14 protein-coding genes are annotated in these 20,675 nt (G+C 52.4%); 8 read left to right on the top strand and 6 right to left on the bottom strand.

Translation table 11 applies throughout. The features are described 5' to 3' along the window. Positions 1 to 772: 772 nt before the first annotated feature. The 4 genes from RDA78_RS08655 to RDA78_RS08640 all read left to right on the top strand — a co-directional run bounded on the left by RDA78_RS08655 (position 773) and on the right by RDA78_RS08640 (position 7,638). Entirely contained in the window at positions 773 to 4,054 is a 3,282-nt protein-coding gene (locus tag RDA78_RS08655; protein ID WP_434054919.1) for a hypothetical protein, read from the top strand. A 468-nt stretch (positions 4,055 to 4,522) separates the two neighbouring features. After that, complete coding sequence (locus RDA78_RS08650) at positions 4,523 to 5,380, top strand: hypothetical protein (RefSeq protein WP_434054918.1); 858 nt, start codon at positions 4,523 to 4,525, stop codon at positions 5,378 to 5,380. After that, positions 5,380 to 6,369 carry a hypothetical protein gene (locus RDA78_RS08645; RefSeq protein WP_434054917.1) on the top strand — a complete coding sequence of 330 codons (990 nt, stop codon included), beginning with the start codon at positions 5,380 to 5,382 and terminating at the stop codon, positions 6,367 to 6,369. Before RDA78_RS08650 ends, RDA78_RS08645 begins: the two co-directional genes overlap by 1 nt. 702 nt (positions 6,370 to 7,071) lie before the next feature. Next, positions 7,072 to 7,638, top strand: coding sequence for a hypothetical protein (locus RDA78_RS08640; protein WP_434054916.1), 567 nt, complete (start codon positions 7,072 to 7,074; stop codon positions 7,636 to 7,638). A gap of 58 nt (positions 7,639 to 7,696) precedes the next feature. Here the strand turns inward: RDA78_RS08640 and RDA78_RS08635 are convergent, their stop codons facing one another. The 4 genes from RDA78_RS08635 to RDA78_RS08620 all read right to left on the bottom strand — a co-directional run bounded on the left by RDA78_RS08635 (position 7,697) and on the right by RDA78_RS08620 (position 11,861). Next, positions 7,697 to 8,323 (bottom strand): LysE family translocator, encoded by a 627-nt coding sequence (locus tag RDA78_RS08635; RefSeq protein WP_434054915.1) that lies wholly within the window; start codon positions 8,321 to 8,323, stop codon positions 7,697 to 7,699. A gap of 117 nt (positions 8,324 to 8,440) precedes the next feature. Then, positions 8,441 to 9,352, bottom strand: a complete 912-nt coding sequence (locus tag RDA78_RS08630; RefSeq protein ID WP_434054914.1) for a plasmid partitioning protein RepB C-terminal domain-containing protein — start codon at positions 9,350 to 9,352, stop codon at positions 8,441 to 8,443. Next, positions 9,349 to 10,239 (bottom strand): ParB/RepB/Spo0J family partition protein, encoded by an 891-nt coding sequence (locus RDA78_RS08625; protein WP_434054913.1) that lies wholly within the window; start codon positions 10,237 to 10,239, stop codon positions 9,349 to 9,351. The genes RDA78_RS08630 and RDA78_RS08625 overlap by 4 nt, the downstream gene beginning before the upstream one ends. Continuing rightward, on the bottom strand, positions 10,236 to 11,861 hold the full coding sequence (locus RDA78_RS08620; protein WP_434054912.1) for a recombinase family protein: 1,626 nt from the start codon (positions 11,859 to 11,861) through the stop codon (positions 10,236 to 10,238). The genes RDA78_RS08625 and RDA78_RS08620 overlap by 4 nt, the downstream gene beginning before the upstream one ends. Before the next feature lie 51 nt (positions 11,862 to 11,912). On the opposite strand from RDA78_RS08620, the gene RDA78_RS08615 reads away from it, so the two are divergent. The 4 genes from RDA78_RS08615 to RDA78_RS08600 all read left to right on the top strand — a co-directional run bounded on the left by RDA78_RS08615 (position 11,913) and on the right by RDA78_RS08600 (position 15,307). Then, entirely contained in the window at positions 11,913 to 12,269 is a 357-nt protein-coding gene (locus RDA78_RS08615) for a hypothetical protein (protein WP_434054911.1), read from the top strand. A 338-nt stretch (positions 12,270 to 12,607) separates the two neighbouring features. Then, on the top strand, positions 12,608 to 13,045 hold the full coding sequence (locus RDA78_RS08610) for a thermonuclease family protein (RefSeq protein WP_434054910.1): 438 nt from the start codon (positions 12,608 to 12,610) through the stop codon (positions 13,043 to 13,045). 159 nt (positions 13,046 to 13,204) lie between these two features. Further along, a complete protein-coding gene (locus RDA78_RS08605; RefSeq protein ID WP_434054909.1) occupies positions 13,205 to 14,509 on the top strand; it encodes a hypothetical protein in 1,305 nt (434 codons plus the stop codon). 6 nt (positions 14,510 to 14,515) lie between these two features. Beyond that, positions 14,516 to 15,307, top strand: a complete 792-nt coding sequence (locus tag RDA78_RS08600) for a hypothetical protein (RefSeq protein WP_434054908.1) — start codon at positions 14,516 to 14,518, stop codon at positions 15,305 to 15,307. 345 nt (positions 15,308 to 15,652) lie between these two features. Here the strand turns inward: RDA78_RS08600 and RDA78_RS08595 are convergent, their stop codons facing one another. After that, complete coding sequence (locus tag RDA78_RS08595; RefSeq protein WP_434054907.1) at positions 15,653 to 19,006, bottom strand: hypothetical protein; 3,354 nt, start codon at positions 19,004 to 19,006, stop codon at positions 15,653 to 15,655. A gap of 466 nt (positions 19,007 to 19,472) precedes the next feature. Then, positions 19,473 to 20,587 (bottom strand): IS3 family transposase gene (locus tag RDA78_RS08590; RefSeq protein ID WP_434052603.1). Its coding sequence is split into 2 segments (ribosomal slippage): positions 19,473 to 20,332 and positions 20,332 to 20,587, totalling 1,116 coding nucleotides; the frame shifts between segments, so codons are not numbered across the junction. Positions 20,588 to 20,675 lie beyond the last annotated feature (88 nt).

Genomic DNA, 20,675 nt, shown 5'->3' with positions numbered 1-20,675 from the left:
TGAGCAATAGCCAGTATCGCTCTCGAATACGCTTTAGTTTACTAGGCTTCCCGCCTTTTCACTGATCATAAGACGTTAAAAATTCGACCTGTTTAAACTCTTATTGCACCTGACCTGCTCCCCTGATTGTCCGCATTCATAAGTTAGCTCTGTTCACGGTGTGATCGGTCATCGACTGGGTTGCAAATTCGAATGGGGTGAGCCCATCGAGGCTCGTATGGGGTCGGTTTAGATTGTAGTCGAACCTTCTGCGTGTTTGTAGCGAACGACCTGATTTTTGGGATGGGCAAGGGTCAGCGCGGTGCTTCAGGAATTTCTCCAGTGCAACGGCTAACCGTCAACGGCGTCCGCACCTGAGTTGCTCGGCTTTCCACGCATACGCAGTTTCAAAAAGCACGAACAAAAACAACCTAAATTTCAACCTTTAATTGAATCTATATCGAAAACCTTTTTCTTGACCTTACTTTCTTTGGTGGAGGGCGGATATTTTCGAGTATGCTAAAAAATCTCTAAAATTTAGATAGTTAGATATTTTTTAATGGCGAACGCTCGTTGATTTGGCGAAAAAAATGAAATAATCCTCGCCTTTTTCAGAGTTGCCGTAGCGTAAATTTGGTATATACTAAGATTAACAAAAACCTTTAACTATCGTTAAAGTTGTATCTCAATTCAGATTTTGAGGCCCATCATGCGGCATTTTCTTTTCGGATTTTCCACGACCCGGAACCCATCCGTGTTGCCAGAGGACGAACGGTCAAGATATCACGTCCAGATGGACGAACAGGACCGCCAGAACACTCAGTTCTGGTCGAACTTGCAAGTCGGTCACTTCCGTTCCGTCAAACCGGTCATTGTATCGAGAATTAGATCAGGTGTCTTTGACGCGCCGAGTCTGGCCAGTTTGCGCCTGCAATTTTCCGGCCTGTTGGCGCTTTACCGCGAATCTAACGCAGAGAGAAACCGCGGATCGCTGTCCGGTTTGCCGGGTTTCATTCTTGCACAGGACGTTCAGCCTTTGACGCGGGCACAAACGGTACTGCTCTGGGACAGTCTCGCTTTCTACCTGTGGGGTAGCGGACAACAAGATGTCGTCGACACCATTATAGCGATCTTCGTTGCAAACAAAGTCCTCGAACACGTGCGTATCGTCCTTGCAGACGACGGTGAGATCAGCGAAGACGAAGAAGCAACATTGCGCCGTGTGACAAAGGCGCGCGTGGTGCTGCCGCTGCGTCTTGATCGCCCGGAAACTGAAGCGCAGAGCATTCGGCTCAATGCAAGCCAAGTTCGCATGATGCTGGACGCTCACGATCAACTCGTCGCGCGGGGACGCTTGCGTGAAATGGAACGAGCGCGCGACGATATCGAGGAGACACTGGTTCTGATAAGTGCTGAGCGCGCAAGCACCGAGCGTCGTGAAGACGAAGCGCGTACCGGTCGCTTGCGTGCGACACTTGCCTCGCGGGTTGCACCAGACGTTTTGGAAAGCGTGTTGGCGGACGTATCGGCCGCAACTGACCGGACTGCTCAGCCTTCACTGCTGTCTATGGCCACCACACGCCTCGCTAACCCGATCGCGACGCGCCTTCTAACCCAGGCACACCGGCCGACAGACGGCCCCGAGGCCATGCTTGCCAGGATCGATTCCAATATCTATTTGCTGGCCGACACGGTTGAGCCAATAATCGCAACCGTCCATACCTCAACCCTCCTGGCCTATGGCGCAGAATTTACGATAGAGGAAAGAATCCCGCCAGGTGCGATAGCACTCAAGATGCATCGAGCCCCTGAAGGGGGGATGGACGTATTCTTGACGTATCACCATGGAGCGGAGCGTCCACCGCTTGGCCACGTCGGGGGCACGCTTTCGATCGGAAGCGCGCCTCAACAGATTGTGGGGGAACCGCAACACGAAGAAGAAGACGCCTTCCAAACATTTCGGCTAACTCGCGAACCTGTGGAGACTAGCTTCTTCGATATCAGCCTGACTTTGATGACGCTGGCGGTAGGCGCAGAGCCCGCTTCTCTTGATCCGATCCGGTTGTTTACTTCAATACCACATGTCAGCATTCCGGATCTGACCCTGGATCTGGGCGAGGACGTCGACCCCCCACCGATAATTCACGGGGTTGCCCGTCTTGGGCTCATTGAATACCGCCGAGTTGAGCAAGAGCTGACCTGCTATGTTACCGGCGCCATTTCGCGGATCGAGAACATTCTGGCATCCGAGTTCAAAGAGCGGGTTTCTCGCAGTCTCAGTTTGGTAGAAAGCGAGCAGGAGATCACTCAGGAAACGGCTTCCGAGTTTCAAACAGACACCGAAACGAGCGAATCCTTCGCAATGCAGGCAGAGACAGCCAACGTGCTTCGCGAAGAGACCGAAAAGAGCTTCGAGGCTGGCGTGTCGGTAAGCGCTGGCTTCGGAAATTCTTTCGAGATGACCGCCGATACCGGCTTTCACTACAATACTATCAGCTCGAAAGAACACAGCACCACAGAAGCAATCGAACTGGCAAAATCCGTGACGCAGAAAGTGCAACAACGGATTATGCAAAAGGCTACAAGCCGCCGTCGATCCTTGTCGCGCAAAGAATTTGAAGACATCAACAAGCACGGTTTCGACAATCGGCAGAACCCGGATCATGTTGTCGCCGTGCACCGCCATGTGGACGAAGTTCACACTCATCGACTGGTCAATCTGGGTGAGCGGGAGGTAATCGAGATTACGATACCGGAACCAGCGAATGCTTTCATCTTTGCACAGTCGCAGAAGCAGCAGGAAGAAGAAGAGGACCTTAAAGTTCGACGTCCACGCCGCCCAAGACGGGTCGGCCTACGTGGACCGCAGAGCCTGAACGAGGACACGTGGCGCAAGTTTGGACGCATATATGGTGTCGATCTTTCACCTCCTCCTGCGCGCTTTATTCGGGTCTCGCGCGCCTTCGCGGAAACCGCGAACACAGGAGCGCTCGCATCGGATGAAGAGGTGGAGGATCTGCCTGCTTTTCCGCCGGTGCGCGCGGCGGCCTACAACGAGATCGACGTTCCGGCAGGTTATCTGGCAGATCGCGCCTGGGTGCATGGCGGGGGCTTGGGCAGCACACCAGATGGCGGGCTTGCCCGGGCTGGGATCACGGTCGGCCACATCCGTTTTGAACATGACGACGAACCCATAGATCTACCGGACATCGCCAACATCGTTCCGGTTCTCATCACTTCGCAACTTGAGGGAGCCTATTCCACTGCCGTTACAGTGCGCTGCCGCCGCAGCGCCCAAATCTATCGGCAATGGCAGATGTCATCCTACACAGCGCTGATTGAGGCCTATCGAGCGAAAAAAGACGCCTATGACGATGCGCGTGAAGACCATGAAGAGGCTCAAGCGGAGCTCGACCTGAATCCGCGCTTCAAGCGCCAGCATATGGAGCGCGAGATCAAAAGGCTGTGCATAGAGATGTTAACCAATCGCTTCGATATCAATGTCAGCGCAAATCATTACGAACAGGACGATGAAGATTGCTTTCCCAAGGTCCGTCAACACCCAGCGCTGGATCGTCATGCCGAGATCGTCAAGTTCTTCGAGCAAGCCTTTGACTGGGCAATTATGTCATACATTTTCTATCCCTACTTCTACGGACCGAAGCGGAGCTGGTCAGTTAAACTGTCGCTTGAGGCCACGCGCAATCGCTTGTTCTCGTCTTTCCTCACCAGCGGCATGGCAAGAGTGATGCTGCCTGTACGGATTGGGATGGAGGAAGCCGTGAATCTATTCATGGACACGGGGGAGATCTGGTTCGGTGGTGGACTTGTGCTCGATTCTCACAACGACCTCTACTTGTCCATCGCAGACGAGCTCTCAACGGGAATAGGCCGCGAACAGGAGATAGAGGCCGAGTGGGAGGTCAAGCTGCCAACGCATCACACGATCGTTCAATCCGCGGCATCTGCACTGATCGAAGACGGTCTTCCGTGTCGCGACGAAGAAATGCGTATCGGTCGCGGCAACAGCACTTTGGCGCCACTCCTGGACGATAACCAATCGCCATCGGGTTGACCTATGGGACGCCCCCTCGACCCAACCGTTGTTGGCGCAATTGAGCCGCTTCTGCCCTCCGAAGCTGCACCGCCCTCTTCGGTTCCCGGCCTGCGCCTCGGGGCCGAAAGCACCGACATGGTCGGGCATCTGGTTTTCTTACGCGACCCACTTGACGATGATCCTGTGGCGGAAATCGAAGTTTTTGCGAGCCGACAGGCCACGGCCCTTTTGAAGCTGGCTGCCGAAAAACGGCGCGACTTCGGGTCCTCCGGTTCGAGTTCGCAGGCCAAGATATTTCTCTATGTGGAATTGGAAGCCAGCCGCAATTCCCAAAAGGACGTTTTCTCAGAACTGGCATTTTCAGCGGTGCTCAATCCCGCATTCACCGAGGACGAAATTCGGCGGGCGTTTGAAGGATCGATAAGAATGTCCGGCGATATGACAGTACGGCTCGGGTATTCCGAGGACGCGTTTCGCCGAAGGATAATGGCGGCGCTTGAAGACCCGCCCTGGAACCTGCTCGACATTGCGGCGGACAACATCCTCGGTGGGCTGGCCTTTGCCGCAGACTTCCTCGGCAGCACATCCAGATCGCTATCCCACTATCTTGAGAACGAATCGCACATGACGAAGGCGTTCTGGAGCCCCCCTGACCGACCTGACAACTGGCGTGAGTTTTTGGACGACTTCGCCGGGCTGATCGACAGCTCTCTGGCCACAATCAAGGCAAAGCTCTCAGGGTTCCGCATTGACTTGATTGCCAAGATCGAGAAGTTCCTGGGCTTCAGCCTGCCGGAGTTCTTTACCGAGCCGATTAAGAAGGTCCAGAACAAATGGAATGCCGGAATAGACTTCCTAATCGGCAGGGTCAACGCGATTGGAAGCCTCAAGCCCACTGTGAAAGAGACCACGGACGCGGTCCTTGGTTTCCTGTCGGGGCTCTGGGATGGAATCGCCGACGCGCTTGCAGGAATATTCGATATGGTTGCCTTGGTTGCGTCCCTCATGGCCGCCTGGCTGCGCGCGAACAAGAACTTGAGCGCTGCAACTCAGGTTGTTCTCGAAACCGTTGATGAGATAGTCGGGGCGTTGACCCGCATCGAATGGTTGAAGCTCTGGGATTGGCTGGAACGAAACGCCGAAACACTGTGGGATGCAGCAACTGAACGTGCGACGCAGTTTTTTGACAGGGTTGTCACAAACACCGCCCTAGCAGGCTACTATTTCGGCTATCTGGTCTACATCATCATCGAGTTCATGTTACCACCGTTGAAATTCTCGACGATCATCCAGAACACCCGTCGTTTGCAAAGCGCAGCCTTTTTCCGAAAGGTTTTCGCCTGATGGTTGGCAAGATCGTTAAAAGCGCCAAGAAGGTTCCCAGCCCGCTGACGAAACCCAGCTTATTGGAAGAAATGTTAGGGGAGATCTCCAGCTTGGTTGTGCGGCGGACCCGGGGCGGTACGTCCGGCCTTGTACGGCAACTGGACCAAGCACTGATCGAAGTGCTTGAGGCAACGAGCGCGGTTGTCCAGCATTCAAACAGGGTCTTTCGCAAGCTTGCGGCCAGTCTCAATGACGTCGAACGTGCGTTCTTTAAGCGGATCACAAACGGTGACTGGGCGGAGATGCTGCAACTGGCTAAAAAATATTTGGGCAGCTACAAGTCCCCGCGCACTCCAGACTCCAAAGAGGCAGCGGTCCGTACACTCAAGGGATTCATCGCCGAGGTCCTGTTTTTTCGCAGCGATGTTTACCGCAAGGCCTTAAAGGAGGCCAGGGACCGCGCCAAAGCTCTCAAAATAGAGGGTCACGTAGTTCCTATCCGAGATGTTTTTGCACGAACGGTGGATGCTGCAGGAAAAGTCAGTCACGAGGCACTGACCGATGGCATGTTGGCGATCAAACGACCGGACGGCATCTGGCAGGTGCTGACTGTTTTTGAGCTCAAGTCGCGGTCTAATTTCCGCGACCTTGCCCGCGGGCGCGGAAAGAAGCTGAAGCCTGACGCAGAGACCGAAGGTCTGTTGGACGAAGAGATCGATGCCTGGCGCTTGTTCCGGCGCGAAGGCCAGCTGTCACGCGACTTTGAGCGACTTTCCGAGGCAACGGTTGAGTTCAATGGTCAACAATTGCCAGGAGGCACCCTTGCGATCAGCAAAAAGAACACTGTTTTCATGGGAATCCTGCCGGAGGGAAAACGACTCTCGAAGAAATCGAGAGATGCGATCAAAAGGGAGTTTCCAACCTTTGAACAAGCGCAGCACGTTGTCCGCGACCAAACGCTACAAGGCATCGCACGTGAACTTCTCGAGATTTTGTCAGGGCCCTGACGTGTCCAGTGTTGATCATCAAAAGTCGGGCTTGGCCCTTTTGCTGCTTGCTCATCATTTCCAGAAGTGCCACGGACAACAAAAAAGTAATATTTCAAAAACACTTAATCTCCTTCGCAAGCCAATACATTGATGATGTAGACGCGCCTGCCAGCGCAGCGCCAATTACGGTGTTGAGAAAGAAGTGTAGGTAGGAAGGAATGTAAGTATGAACATCACAATACTCGGGCCGGGTCTGGCGAAGAGTTTTTTCCAGGCGCATGGGATAGATGCATCCGGTAAGATAGTTCTGGTGAAAAGCTACATCGCAAAAAGATGCTGCCAGTCTTCTCGAAGCTGGCACCCTGTCTGATCGGGGTCAAGGCCTTCGCGACGGCCCATTGCTGGGCGCGTATGCTGATTACCATGGGCCATGACGTCAGGATCATGCCGCCGTCTTACGTAAGTGGGCCGGTCGGGTCTTTGCCGCAATCCGCAACAATAGCTGGAATGAACTAAAAACAGATATGTCTTGCTCGAGCAGGTTGCGGGCATTCACAAAAGTGCGAAGGAATATACAGACGGGAAGCCACTAACCCAAAACTCGGCGTTAGCCAGAGGTAGCTACACTTTTGTTAAATGATGCGGGAAGTGTTCGTTCTGCTAATTAACCTGTGGGTTTCAGATTGTCTTTGTGATTGTCTCGTCTTAAAGCAGACATCAATGTTGTTCACTCTTTCGATCGCACTCGCCTACGCGTTAACCAATATCGACGGCCTCTTTGCTTTCTTCGCAATCGCGACGTCAGGAAGGTACAGGCAGGCGCTGATCGGTTTCCTGTTTGCGCAGATGCTGGTCGTTACCGGAGCATATGTTGCCGGCGCAGGCGTGACGTTTTTGACACCGCACGCTCTCGGCTATCTCGGTATTGTGCCGTTATCTCTCGGTGTTTGGGAAGTTTGGAGAAACATGTCTCGCTCCGGAGACGAGACGGACACCTTAAAACCTGCACACTCTATCTTCAGCGCCGCAGTGATCTTCCTTGCTTTAAGTGCAGATACGTTCATCCTAATCGCTGCTTTTTTCGCCGATACAGCCGCAGTGCTCGACCGACACGTCCTTCTAGGCGCTCTTATCGCGGTAACGGGGCTTGTGGCCGCTGGCACCCTGCTTACCAAAAGCCTTGGGAACAACCGAAAAGTTCAGCTATTTTTCGAGAACCTCTCACCTTTCGTTATGATCGCCGCCGGGATCTACATCCTACTCGACACAGCAACGGATACCCTCTGAGGATCACTGGTCAGTTGAATTTCCATACGACTGGGTTTCACTTAACGCATTTGACCCGTCACCGCTCCTGCAATGCCAAACGGGCACCGAGCGCGCAATAAATACCACCAACGACTTTACTTTGCCATTTCACGACGGCCGGGTGCTTCTTAAGGAAACTACCGAGCTTGCCGGCCCCAACAGCGAAGATCACGGTACTGAATAAGCCTAGCAGCACGAAGATTGCACCGAGCACAGTCAACTGAAGCATGACCGAACCGTTTTCCGGTTTCACAAACTGCGGCAGGAAGGCAAGAAAGAACAACGCTGTTTTCGGATTTAGGAGTTCTGCGATGATAGCCTGGTTGAACGCCTTTTTTGCCGTGATCGGCTTGCTCCCCCGAGCGAGATCCAGAGGTGCCTTGTCAAAGATTGCGACAATGCCGAGATAAACAAGATAGGCGGCTCCTGCGTATTTGATGATGCTGAAAAGAAGCGCTGACGTCGCAATTATCGCCGATACACCGATGATCGCCATGAAGGTGTGCACAACGTCCCCGGCAGCAATACCTGCTCCTGTTGCGATTCCCGCCTTTGTTCCCGAACTCGTCGCCCGCGCCACGGTCAGTAGTGTTGCCGGTCCCGGTATGAACACGAACCCCAGGACGATAGTGACATAAGCAATCAGCGTAGCTGTATCGATCATTGATGTCTCCAACTGACGTTTGCCATGATGTTAGTTACGCGTCGCGTCGGCAACAAGCGTTGATACATCGACTTCGAATTGGAGCGGCTTATACCGTTCTTTTGAGTGTGCCGTTGCTCAGTTTGGAGCATTCAATTTTGAAGTTTCGTCAATTTCAGAGATTTTTTGAAACTCGGTCAACAACTCGGGGAAACTCTGGGCGAGATAGCGAACCACGCGCGCATTCTCGATCAAACGTTTCACGTATCCAGTTGCAATCACCAAATCGAGATGATCCTGGCCATAGGTTTGTTCAAGCAAATGAAACTCACGGTCTAGTTGAGCTGACTCTTGCTCCATACGCGAAATCTGTTCTTCGGTAAGCCCTTTTATTTTCTTCGGTTTTGCAGTCTCAACTAACTGCGAGGCAGGTGTCGCTCCAACGAGTGATTGCGCGTATGGACAAGAGTATTTGTTCATCGCGATCATAAGCTGGGCAGCTTCGATCTGCCTCAGGGGCTTCATTTTCCGCAACTCTTTGAAGGTGTTAATTGGGACATGCTTGTCCTTGAGAAGTTCGGCCACTTCGGCACAGATTCCTTCAAGTAGTCGGCGTTTCCGTTTGATGTTCTTGATGTTGACATTCAACACACGCGCCAGAACCTCTTCTGAAACTCCCTTTTCAATCGCTTTCAGGATCATTTGATGTTCCTGAATGGTCGCAAGCCGATTGACACGCTTGTTGTACGTGTAAGCTTCATCATCCGTTGCGATCAAACAGTCGACTTCTTCATGTCCAAGTTCCGTTAAGACCGATACTCTCATGTGTCCGTCCAACAGAAGGTATTGCCCCTTTTCGTCGCGGTCCGGGACAACAACTGGAGGCTCCGCTAAACCGGAATAGAAGATCGAGGACCGTATTTGACCGTATTTCTTGGACTTCTTTATCCTGTCCGACACAATTCGAAGAGGCATTATGCTAGAGATGGGTAACCTGATCGGCTCACGATGAAATGCCAGTTTAATCAATGGAGCTTGTTTTTGGATCATCGCGTCAGCTCCTGACGCTCCATCCGATCCGCAAGCTTCTTAGGTATTGTGTCTAATTGCTCGGATTTGAGCAGGTCAAGGAAACCATCGTTCGTGAGAAGTTCCTTCAGCGCGTGTGCGATGAAAATCAGCCGATTGCGCGTTGCATCCGCTTTTCGAATGAGGAGCTTTTTGCGATCAGTATCTTCCCGATATGCACGGACCAACGCCTCAGACGAAATCTTTCGCTTTCGCCTCACGCTGCTTAGAAGAGCCTTGCCTCGACGGTTTCGGCTCTCAACAACTTTCTTAGCAATTAGAAGCTTTCGTCCTCTAAGGATGTTGTTTTCATAAGCATTTTGAAGCGCGTCCTGAACTCCGTCGTCATCCGCATCAACAATCTCAACAGCAACGCTGATCGGAATGTGCCCAGCTTCAACAGAACGAAGCAAACGCTGCTCACCCTGACGTATGAGTTTGCCGATACCCTTTACATACTCGGTTGAAAGCCCTGTTTTTCGTGCGATTTCTGGTTCGTTGTAGCCGCGCTTTTTCATGCCTTCTATGTCACGAACCAAATCGATAGCTTGATGCTGCCGACGTGCGCAGTTTTCAACCAAGCTCTTCACCAAGCTTGTTTGAGTATCTGCCCGAATGACAATCGCGGGTATTTCCGTTTGCCCCAACTGTTTGAAGGCCTCTAGCCTGCCCTGCCCGCAGACCAGTTGGTAACGCGCTTCTGTTTCCTCTTCCGTCTTTGAAACGGTGATGGGCCGCTTTAAACCCACATCGCGAATGCTCGAGACGATTTCTCTAAAAACTTTCTTGTTACGTGCCCGAGGATTCAAGACCGAAATCTTGTGAACGGGAACCAGCTCGATTTGCAGTGTTTCGGCATCTGGTATCATGCGGCCACCTCGTGAATTGAGATGCGCTCCGCCAAAGCAAATAGTGGCCTCAGCGTTTCAAATCGATAGGCGTCGATCCAAATCCCATTGTCTTCAGAGAGCCTCAGAGTTTCGGCTTCAACATCGAACGTTGGGAGGATCAGATAATCCTTCGCGCTGGTGTTCTCCGCATTCATCCGCACCGCGATTGTAATGTCCGGATGCAGGCCCCGATCGAGCCGCACTTTCCAACGTAAAGAACCTGCGTTCGTTTGAAAACAACGACTTATTGTAAGCGAAGCTGTAAATTCCTGATTTATCGTCAGAAGGTCAGTAATCTCGTCTCTGGAGACAGCCCCTCCGGCCTTCTCGATCCCTGAGATCGTCTCATCGACCGTATCAGGGTAGCGCCGCCGTAGAGCCCTGTTTACTTCGATATAGCGATAGTCTCTTTCCGGAGTGTATCCAATCAGCTTGTACGCTTTCAGCAGCCCGCCAAAGCGATGGCTAAAGGCTTTGCTCGAAGGACAATCTTGCGTTTCATCGATTATCAATCCAGAAAGTACGCCTGTCCGTTCATAAACCGATCTCAACTGATCAAGCATCTCTTCATTGGTTAGATGATGTGAGCGGGCTTCAATTATTGCCCGAGCAGCATCGAAAGCGCGCGGGTCAACGATTGCCTCAAAAACATTGTCAGCGCGAACGAGCATCGACGCATCGTTTTTCAGTCGATACTGCTTGAGTTTGAAAGAAACGTGGTTCCAAACATTGTTGCCGATGTATTTTTCGTTGATGAGAATTTGATGCACGGTGCCCCTTGTCCAGGGACGGTCAAGGTCTGTGGTAACCCCGCGTTGGTTTAGCTGCTGGGCGATCGCTGTTTCATCCAAACCGTCTTCCACGAACCGTTGATAGATCCACCTGACAATTGCAACCTCCTCTGACGGCCCTGGAACGAGCACAACCCTATCAGTTTGAATGCTCTTTCTTTCACCGCGCGTCAGAAGACCTTTTGGTCGGCCATGCTCATCTCTAAGTTCACGGCGTAGCCCAAATCCAGCCATTCCACCTTGTCGGTAGCCCATTTCAATGAGGCGACACTGCCCAGCAAAAACCTTGACAGAGAGCTCTCGGCTGTACTCCGCCGCCATTCGTCGTTTGACGACCTTTTGCACGTCGGATCCAATACTGCCGTCATTTTCGAACTGTTCTGCGCAGTACTCCACCTGCACACCCGCGCGACGACACCGATATTCGTAGAACGCACTCTCGTCTGCATCTTGAAACCGCCCCCAACGGCTGATGTCGTAGACTAGGATCACCGAGAAATTTGCCTTGCCGCTTTCGATATCTAAGATCAACTGGCTGAGTCCGTCGCGACCTTCGATGTTTAAGCCACTTCGTCCGGAGTCGACGTACGTGCGAACGATCTTGAGACCACGCTTGTTTGCATAACGACGGATTGCTTCTGCTTGGTTTTCTGTCGAATACCTCTGATGTTCGGTAGACATGCGAACATACTCGGCGGCGTACGTGTTCACTTCGACACGCTCACCATCTTCGCTCTTATCGATCTCCTCTCTCGAACCCATCTTCCAGCCGTTAAGCGCAGGTACCAAAGACGAGTTTTTGCTGCTCAATCCGCAACAGCGAAAACCCCGTGAAAATTGTATCTGGAGAGGGGATGCAACATGTCGCCGAAAATGCGCAACAACTTGCATGCTGGTTCAATCGAACAACTGAGCTCAGAGGCTTATGCGGCGATCATTGCGACCGCGCTGCGTAGAGAACTTGGAGGTACACACAGAGCTGTAAAAACGGTGCGTCGATGGACCGGCGCGGGCGAACGTACAGTGACAAACTGGCTTGCTGCCGAGCACGGGCCAAGCGGGCCTCACCTAGCCATGCTCTCCCGTCATTCTGACGCGGTTCTTGAGGCGTTTTTGATCATGTCTGCAAGAGAACGAGCCGTGATCGGCCTGGAGGTTTCTCGTTTCAGAAAACTACTTTTGGGCACGCTGGAGCGACTGGAAGAAGTAATCGAGTGAAAAACGGAAAACCTTTAGTTGTCGCTTATGACAAACATTTTAACCATGGTTCCAGGATCGTTCCGACGGTACAGTCATTGGCGGATTTGAGATGGAAACATCGGCATCTTCGACTACTCCGCCACTCATCAGCGCCGAAAATATTCAAGCATCTCGGAATAAAAAAAACTAACTCATTAGTTTTCAAGCTCAATCGCAAAACAAAAATCGTCAGAACATTTGGACATGTTAAAAGGGATTTTCGGAATCACTCTAGTTTTAGGTTTATTACTTATTGACACAGTGTGAACATGCACATACGTGCAGCGCAGAAAAAAGAAAAATAAGGAATAAGCCAAATGAGACGATCAATCCTAGTGATCGCCACAGCGCTATCGTTTTTTGGTATCGCCGCACAAGCAGGCGCAACAGAATTCACCGGTAAAGTTGTCCGCGTTACAGACGGTGACACACTGCGAATTCAATCTACCGAGTACGGCGCACTTACTATCCGGCTTAACGGACTGGACGCCCCGGAAACCGGACGCACAGGTGGTAATGACGCGACGAGATTCATGCGGGACTTGGTAAGTGGGCAGCAATTGCGTTGTAAGGCAGTTGACCAAGACCGATATGGCAGGGTTGTCGCGATCTGTTACAGAGACGGCAAGGATATCGCCGCCCAAGCTGTCGCCGCCGGTGTCGCGCTAGATTGTCGACGTTATTCCGGTGGGCGCTACGCCAAGTTTGAACAGCCGGGAGTGGCCAACAAGATTGGTCGCAGGCCCTACTGCTAACAAAAAGATGCGGCAACAAAAACAACTCAGGCACAACTTTTAATTATTGATGAGCGCAATATACACTCAAAATGCGCCTTGTCGTTCAAAGTTCTCTTGCGAACTCGAACCATGCCGGTTGGCTAAGCTGAGCTGCCTGCAAGCTCGTGAGGAAATGTTATGGAAGAAAGTCAAACGAAACTGACCGCTGCAGAGGCTAAGGGCCTTCGCACCGCCAAAGAGCTTGAAGGCCATCTTTCTTGGCTTGAAACGTTTACTCCGGCAGCTTTGGGCGTCCTGGCAATCGCCTCGGGTATCTACACTTACCTGGGCGTCTCCTCTTTGCTGGAGGATACTGGTGCAATGAGTTTCTTCGCTGCAGTTGCGTATTCGATCGCCGTTTCGGTCGGGATCTTTGTTTTTTGGAGTTACATGCTTCGTTTAATGCCTGCGATGCGAAGCGCAGCTGGGTTCATTGGGCTTTCAGTCTCGATGCTAGCTGGATCAGCTGCAATAATTGCCATGTCAAGCTGGCTGAACGCGGCTGCGCTCGCGGGATCAGCGGCCGTTGAACAGCATCTCGACACTACAGTCCGTGACTACCAAGCAGCTCTGGAGCAGGCACACGAGATTGCCCTTTCCGGGCAAGCTCTCGGACGTGAAGTTCAGCGGGCGAAAGAGGCGTTCGAAGCGCTCGCCCAGCAAGAACGTTCTGGCGAGCTTTCAGGCACAGCTGGGGAGGGAGCAGTCTTTAGCGTTCTCACACAAAAAACAGAAGAACTACAAAATCTCGAGGAGCAGATAAGGGAACAGCAGCCGCTGATTGATTCTGCCTTTGACGAGGGCAACGAGATTCTTGGACGAATGAGAGCCCTGACTGTTGCGCCTGGTCCGGTTGAACAAAGATCAGTGGCGTTCTCTGAAGAAAGCGTTCGCCTAGCTGGGGTGATTACCAACCTGAATCAATATTCAGTTGCCCCGCTTGTCACACGAGCTGCTGAGGACCTGCCTGCATCTGTTGTTCTGCCCGAACTCGACGGTCGAAACAGCAGCGTGCGAGAAGCCCAATCAAGCACCATTGCCTCGGTTCTGAATGCGCTCGACCAACGCAGCCAGACCCTTAAACGTGCGGCTGATGAAGTGCTGGCTTTGGAGCCGCCGCAAGAGACTGCCTACAATCCGATCTCGAGCGCTGACGCAGTGATCAAATATGCTGGGAACTTCGTCCCCTCTTGGGCTGGCGCGATTGCAATCGATCTTTTGCCCGCCGTGCTAGTCTTCGTCCTCGCAATCACACAGGCATCGATCCGCAGTGGTCGAGACGGACTTAGCATCGAAGAGACCCTCACCTTGGCCGACCTGAAGGCAGCTATCAATGCGATGAAAGATGTCGAGGCTGCGATGGGCGCCGCGGACAAAGAAGTCTTACGCCGTGTCGCGAATGCGGAAGCTTCAGAACCTGCGAACTTAAATGCTGCGGAGTAGCGCGTCGTGTTTTCTGAACGCTTTGATACATCGCGGATCACTGTCCAACGCAGTTTGAAGTGGATACTGATCGCACAGGCAATATTGGCAACCGTACTGGTCCTTTCGCACTTACAAAGGCAATGGTTCCCTAGCTTCAGCGGGAACAATGCACTGCCTACCGGGCCAGCGACGCCCGGTGATCAAGTAAGGCGTTACGAACCAACCCGAACGCTCCCTGACCTTACCAAAACGCTGATGCCGTTAAATATCGACGTTCCAAGTGAGCTGCCTCCAAGGCTTCAATTCAAACTGATAGATGCTGGCGATTTGGGAGAAGCACTCTTTATGCATGGTCGCATTGAGACCGGTGATGCCGAGCGCCTTGCGAATTTCCTTGCTAGCACTCCGGAGCCACCGGGGTTGATAACCCTCCACAGTCCTGGCGGGGATGTCCAAGAGGCACTGACCATTGGACGTAGCCTACGTGCTACTGAAGTCAACACCACTATGTTGCCAGGCATGGTTTGCCTTTCTTCATGCCCATACATTTTTGCTGCAGGTGTCGAGCGGTCAGCGTCGAAAAGCTCAGCCATAGGGATGCATCAGCATTACTACAGGGCTCCGGGGTACATGCCCGTTCTCTTAGCCGTGGAAGGAATACAGTATGGTCAGGGTGAAACAATGGAGTATCTGATTGAGATGGGGATCGATCCCGGCTTGATGGTTTACTCGCTCAAAACGCCTCCCGAAGAAATCTACATTTTGGTTGAAGACGAGCTTCTCAGCTCCAAGCTTGCAACGGCAATGCTCGACTAGCACGAGCGATGTTACTGATATGCCGCAAACTTTCGTGTCGTTAGGAAATTGTGGAAAGCGTTTAGCATGGTCTTGAAGTGGCCCCGCTCGGTAGTTGGTGGGGATTGCTACAAATGACCGGAAAGGAGTCCAAATCCGACTCGGGATCCGGAAGGTACAAAACCCATCGGCTTGAATGGCGCTCTCGGCTGATTCACTCCGCACAAATTTTTTCTGGATCCAATGCGAACTAGAGGGCGAACGATTGTTCAAGTAGCCGCACGCACCCAATCCACGATAGTTTGTTTTACATAGCGCAGAACAAATTTTAAGCTTTCGATTTTGACTTCAGCTTCAATAGAAAGGTTAACTCACCTGAAACAAAACTGCTATTCGGTCTAATATCTTTGAGTTTGCGTTACGCGATGCTTGATCTGCAGCTTGAAACAACTCTTCCATTCTGGAGCGTACCCCTGCGAGCGTGTGTGCGGGTTGCTGCTCAAAGAAGGTGTAAATCGCATCAATTCCTAAATAGTCAGGGATCTCCCTACGCTCAGCGCTTCGAAGGCTAACGTCCTTTTTTGCTTCAATCCAGTAGGGATCTAGCTCTCTCGCCCAGCTTTCCGCCAGTTTCTCTAAGGACGGCAACGTTAAATGTCCGAATCTGTTGTAACCTTGGTTCTTTGAAGGTTGAGAAGATAGAAAACTATCCAAAGACTCTAGAAGAGAAACTGTTCGCTCGGGCCGAATATCCCAATGCGTTAGGCCTTCCAAGGTCGGCTGAAGCTCCTCAATCATCGCGCTCAATCTTGCGCCAGTCGGTCGTTCCATGTGTCTACCAGCTTTGACAGTTTCACCGTAGGCTTGGTGAAGCAGTCTAGTAACTTCCGGCTGATCTCGGATAATTTCCTGGCGATCTTCCCTCTCTCGCACAGCTAGCAGTCGCGGTGGCAAATACGAAGAACTGACCAGCGACGGAGAACGCCCACCAAGGGCAATTACGGTCATCGGTGACTTACCAACCAGAAGGCAAAGCTCAGCACCCCAAAGAGTTTGCGGCTCGATGCGAGCCATGGTCTGAATAAGGTCATTTGGCAATTCGCGCCGCATCTCCTCGAACAGGTCATACAGATTATTCTGTCGAAGCGGTCGTGGTTTCTTGTGCTGCTCAAGGATTAGGTCTGTAAGGTCACCGGCCGCGAACTCGAGAGACTCGTCTTCGAGGTCTGCAGCACCAACACCAGATAACAGAGCAATCGATTCAATGCGATCTCGACCCTTTTTGTCAGACGACAGAACAAGGCCTGGTAAGTCAAAGGTAGTGTAAGTTATTTTTCCATGAGGACTGTCGATGCGGTCAATGCGCCCCAGACCTTGAAGCATGCTTTTGATATCTGAGGTTACACCGACAATTCCAAGGGCGCGTGCTCTTTGAAGGTTGATGCCCTCAGCCATTTGAAAGGTCATGAACATAGCCCGGCGGCGATCGTCGGACGCCTTCTTACCATCAAGAGCGAGGTATTCTTGAGCTTCTGCACCATTTCGGGCAACTGTAACACCACTGCCAGGGCCCAATTTGTGATTGGCAGCCACGAGTATCACGTCGGGTTTTGGTCCCTTTCGGCTAGAAAGCAAGCGCGCAAATACCTCCAGAACGCCGATCCGCTCTGAAAGGAAAATCACCTGGCGATACTGACTAAGCATCTCCCCCATATGTTCCGAACGCTTCTCGTCGATCGCATCAAGTTCTGAACTCTGAAGCAATTCTCCTATGCGATCGCAAATCGGCGTTCTTGTCCTTTTGTCGAGGGGGAGTTCGCCGTTCTTTGGTATGACGGTAATCTTCGCAGCTTTACCGCCACGGCTTTCTCGCTCTGAGCGTCTGAGACTCTCGCCAATCGAGGTTCGGCCGCGGGCATCTGAATCCGCAGGCCGGCGGCGTTCCCAATCTTCTCGTGCGAAAGTGATCGACGACCTCAAAATCGCCAGAAAATTCCGAATATGGATTCGAGCCTTATCATGAAAGCGGACTTCGGTGTGGCCAGCGCGTTTTGGATCGGCTGACACAAGGGTGGTTCCTGTCGAAATGCTCTCAGCCAGCTCTCGAATTTCGTCCAGAATGTTTGATTGTTCCGGCGTTAAATCAGCATCGATCCTGATGCTTTCGGTCTCGGGATACGCGAAGATATCTGGTCCTCGCTCTTTGCTTTCTCCGACGCAGTGGCGCTGGCGCCTGACAACGTAGGGCGCCAAAGCGTAGGCCATATCTGCTTGGATTTCGCGTGGGTCGAGACGTTTCCCCGCAAGCCTTTTTTCGGCTTGCTCGATCGGTTTAGCGAGGTCAGCCTCAGACAAGAACATGTCATCCATGCCAGTTCGCCGACGATCTTCGAAGTTTTGCCGAAGCGCCCGTAGCTCATTAAGTTCGGACGCTCTTTCGCGCCCGCGCCGAAGGTTCTCGTTTATCCTGGCAGTGATCTCGGGGGGTACATAAATAGATGCCCGTCGCTCATGGAAAGCAAGCAATCCATCCAAGCCTTGATTTCCCATAAGCGTTGCCGACAAGCAAGACGTCCATATCGCAGGGCTTTGTTCAAAAACGAGCGAACGCCGCGAAGGTGCCAAATATCGAGAGTTCAAACGATGACTTTCGTCCACAATCACCGAAGCCGACGAGCGAGCGCCTCGATTGATTTCGGCCAACTCTTCCGCTTGGTCATTGTGCTTTTTTGATAATTGGCTGTGTTTGATGAGATCGAGGTTCGAAGGCTTGTTTTTGCTCCAATTGCTTAGAACGCTTGCTGGTATGATACCGAGAGCGCCATTGCGCGTTTGATCGGGACGTTCGTTGCCCTGCCTTAGTACTACGCTCGACTGCATCGTCGGCAGAACGGTGGCCAAATGCTTGCCGATGTCAGTCTTGCCGGCACCCGTCGGAGCTTCAATGAAGGCAAACCCGTGTTCATAGGCAGTTCCTGCGGCCTCGTAGACGAGTTCAGTCTGGAACTTTAAGGGGGGACGCCCAGTAGCGCCGTCTCCTCCGACACGCCAGGGTGAATATGAAGTCATTTCGTAAACGGTTCGCGCGAGCGCTTCTTCCGCACTCACTGGCTTCAGAAGCCCACGTAGAATCTCGAGGGCCTGTTCGGTCCAATCGGCTCCAAGCGACCAAAAATCTTCAGCAACCTGACGACGCATTTTGGCTAGGTCAGGGAACGCACGGAGATCATCAACGTATTCGAGATTGCGCCTGAGGCCGCCAAGTGAAAAGTTCGAGCTCCCTGCTAAAGCACCGTCACTACTCAGAAACAGCTTCGCATGCAGCATTGCATGACTGCGACCGAAACGGTCCCGCGCCCGGTCCGCATCGAATACTCGAAGCGATATGGCACGTGACGCAATTGCATCGTGAGCTAGAACAGCTCGAAGCTCGTCGAGTGATCTGAGCGAAAGACCACGGGTTTCGAGAAAATAATCTCGCGCTTCTTCTGACAGTTCGCGCCCGCCACCTTCCAGCCCGGTTTGATTGTCAGTATTCGTACCAAAAAGGATCCGGATCGTTTCGGCCGGCTCACATACGATACTCGGCCTTGCCTGAAGAATGATCGACATCGCGGAAAGGAAGTCTTGGTAACCAGTGATGACCAAAACGTCCGCTCCATCGAGAACGCCCTCAACGAGTTGTTGTACAGATTGTTCGCCGTTTGTCGCAAAGGCCAAGCCATGGCCTTTGAAGCTTTCGGTCGGTGGCATCGACTCAGCGTCGGCGTTCTCGGGCTCACGCACCTTGGTACTACGAAACAGAAATCTAGATATGAAACTGTCTTCTCGCTCACGCGCCATTCCGGTCACCTCAAGAGCTGACTTATGTTGCAATTGAATTGTTAAGCGTTGGCACCCCGACGCAAGGTGCGCTTTTTGAAGGTTACCGAAGTCTTACTACCGGCAAAAATACAATCCTTTCACAAGGCGAACCAACTCAAGTTGGGTTTTGTTACGAGTGCAGCTATTGGCCGTTCTTGCCAAAACGTTGACATTCCCAGCCAACTTTCAGTTCCACAAAAATGGGTTAATTCTGATAGTAGTTTTCAATCTATCCCGTTGCTTGGAGAGAAATCTTGCGCCCAAGCTTTCAGAGGCGCGAACTAGGGCAGTGGAGCTGACCTGCTCCCCTGATTGTCCGCATTCATAAGTTAGCGCTGTTCACGTTGTGATCCGTCATGGACTGTTTTGCAAATTCGTATGGTGTGAGCCCGTCGAGGCTCGTATGCGGTCGGTTCAGATTGTAGTCTATCCTCCAGTTTTCGATGATCTCACGAGCATAACGATAGCTTTGGAACAGGTGCTCGTTGAGACATTCGTCTCTCAAGCGTCCATTGAAGCTCTCGACAAAGCCGTTCTGCATGGGTTTGCGTGGGGCGATGTAGTGCCATTCCACGCTGCGATCCTGTTGCCATTTGAGCATGGCGTTTGACGTCAGCTCAGTACCGTTGTCGCTGACCACCATCAAGGGATAGCGACCACGGCGCTCCGCGATCATGTCCAGTTCCCGCGATACCCGGGTTCCGGAGATCGAGTTGTCGACGACAGTTGCCAGACATTCCCGGCTGAAGTCGTCTATGACACACAGGATACGGAACCGGCGTCCGTCAATCAGGGCATCGGAGACAAAGTCAAGCGACCACCGCTGATTGGCGGCTTGCGGCACAGCCATCGGCACCCGCGTTCCAAGGGCTCGTTTCCGGCCTCCACGCTTGCGCACCGTGAGACGCTCTTCCCGGTAGATCCGGTAGACCTTCTTCCAGTTGGCCTCGATGCCTTCGCGCTTCAGCAGCATGTGCAGCCGACGATAACCAAACCGCCTGCGCTCTGATGCCAGTTCCCTGAGCCTTTGGCGCAGGTCAGCATCGTCGGATCTCGTGGACCGATAGCGGTACACGCGCGGGTCGATACCGACCAGCCCGCAGGCGCGGCGTTGCGAATATCCCTTGGTCTCGATTGCCCAGCTCACGGCATTCCTCCTCAAGCCAGGCGTCAGAAGTTTTTTCCGAGCATCTCACGAAGCGTCGATACATCCATCATCGACTCCGCGAGCAGCTTCTTAAGTTTCGTGTTCTCTTCTTCGAGGGTCTTCAGACGTTTGGCCTCAGACACCTCCATGCCGCCGTACTTTGAGCGCCACTTGTAAAACGTCGCATCGCTGACGCCATACTTGCGGCATAGCTCGGCGGCTGAGATACCCGCCTGATGCTCTTTCAAAATGCCAATGATCTGTTCTTCAGAGAACCTGGATCGCTTCATCGTCTGTTTCCTTCAATTGGGAACAGACTAACCTCAAAACGAGGAAATTTCAGGGGAGCAGGTCACAACTAATAGGCCCATTAAGTCG

This window comes from Roseibium sp., assembly GCF_051016195.1.
Lineage (GTDB): Bacteria > Pseudomonadota > Alphaproteobacteria > Rhizobiales > Stappiaceae > Roseibium.
Note: the sequence above shows the minus strand (reverse complement) of the source record. Positions and strands in the feature narration are given on the sequence as shown.

Bases quoted from the DNA above. Each gene is read 5' to 3' on its own strand.
- RDA78_RS08635 (WP_434054915.1), bottom strand. From the start codon at position 8,323: ATGATCGATACAGCTACGCTGATTGCTTATGTCACTATCGTCCTGGGG.
- RDA78_RS08655 (WP_434054919.1), top strand. From the start codon at position 773: ATGGACGAACAGGACCGCCAGAACACTCAGTTCTGGTCGAACTTGCAA.
- RDA78_RS08630 (WP_434054914.1), bottom strand. From the start codon at position 9,352: ATGATCCAAAAACAAGCTCCATTGATTAAACTGGCATTTCATCGTGAG.
- RDA78_RS08645 (WP_434054917.1), top strand. From the start codon at position 5,380: ATGGTTGGCAAGATCGTTAAAAGCGCCAAGAAGGTTCCCAGCCCGCTG.
- RDA78_RS08650 (WP_434054918.1), top strand. From the start codon at position 4,523: ATGGCGGCGCTTGAAGACCCGCCCTGGAACCTGCTCGACATTGCGGCG.
- RDA78_RS08625 (WP_434054913.1), bottom strand. From the start codon at position 10,239: ATGATACCAGATGCCGAAACACTGCAAATCGAGCTGGTTCCCGTTCAC.
- RDA78_RS08605 (WP_434054909.1), top strand. From the start codon at position 13,205: ATGGAAGAAAGTCAAACGAAACTGACCGCTGCAGAGGCTAAGGGCCTT.
- RDA78_RS08640 (WP_434054916.1), top strand. From the start codon at position 7,072: ATGTTGTTCACTCTTTCGATCGCACTCGCCTACGCGTTAACCAATATC.
- RDA78_RS08610 (WP_434054910.1), top strand. From the start codon at position 12,608: ATGAGACGATCAATCCTAGTGATCGCCACAGCGCTATCGTTTTTTGGT.
- RDA78_RS08615 (WP_434054911.1), top strand. From the start codon at position 11,913: ATGTCGCCGAAAATGCGCAACAACTTGCATGCTGGTTCAATCGAACAA.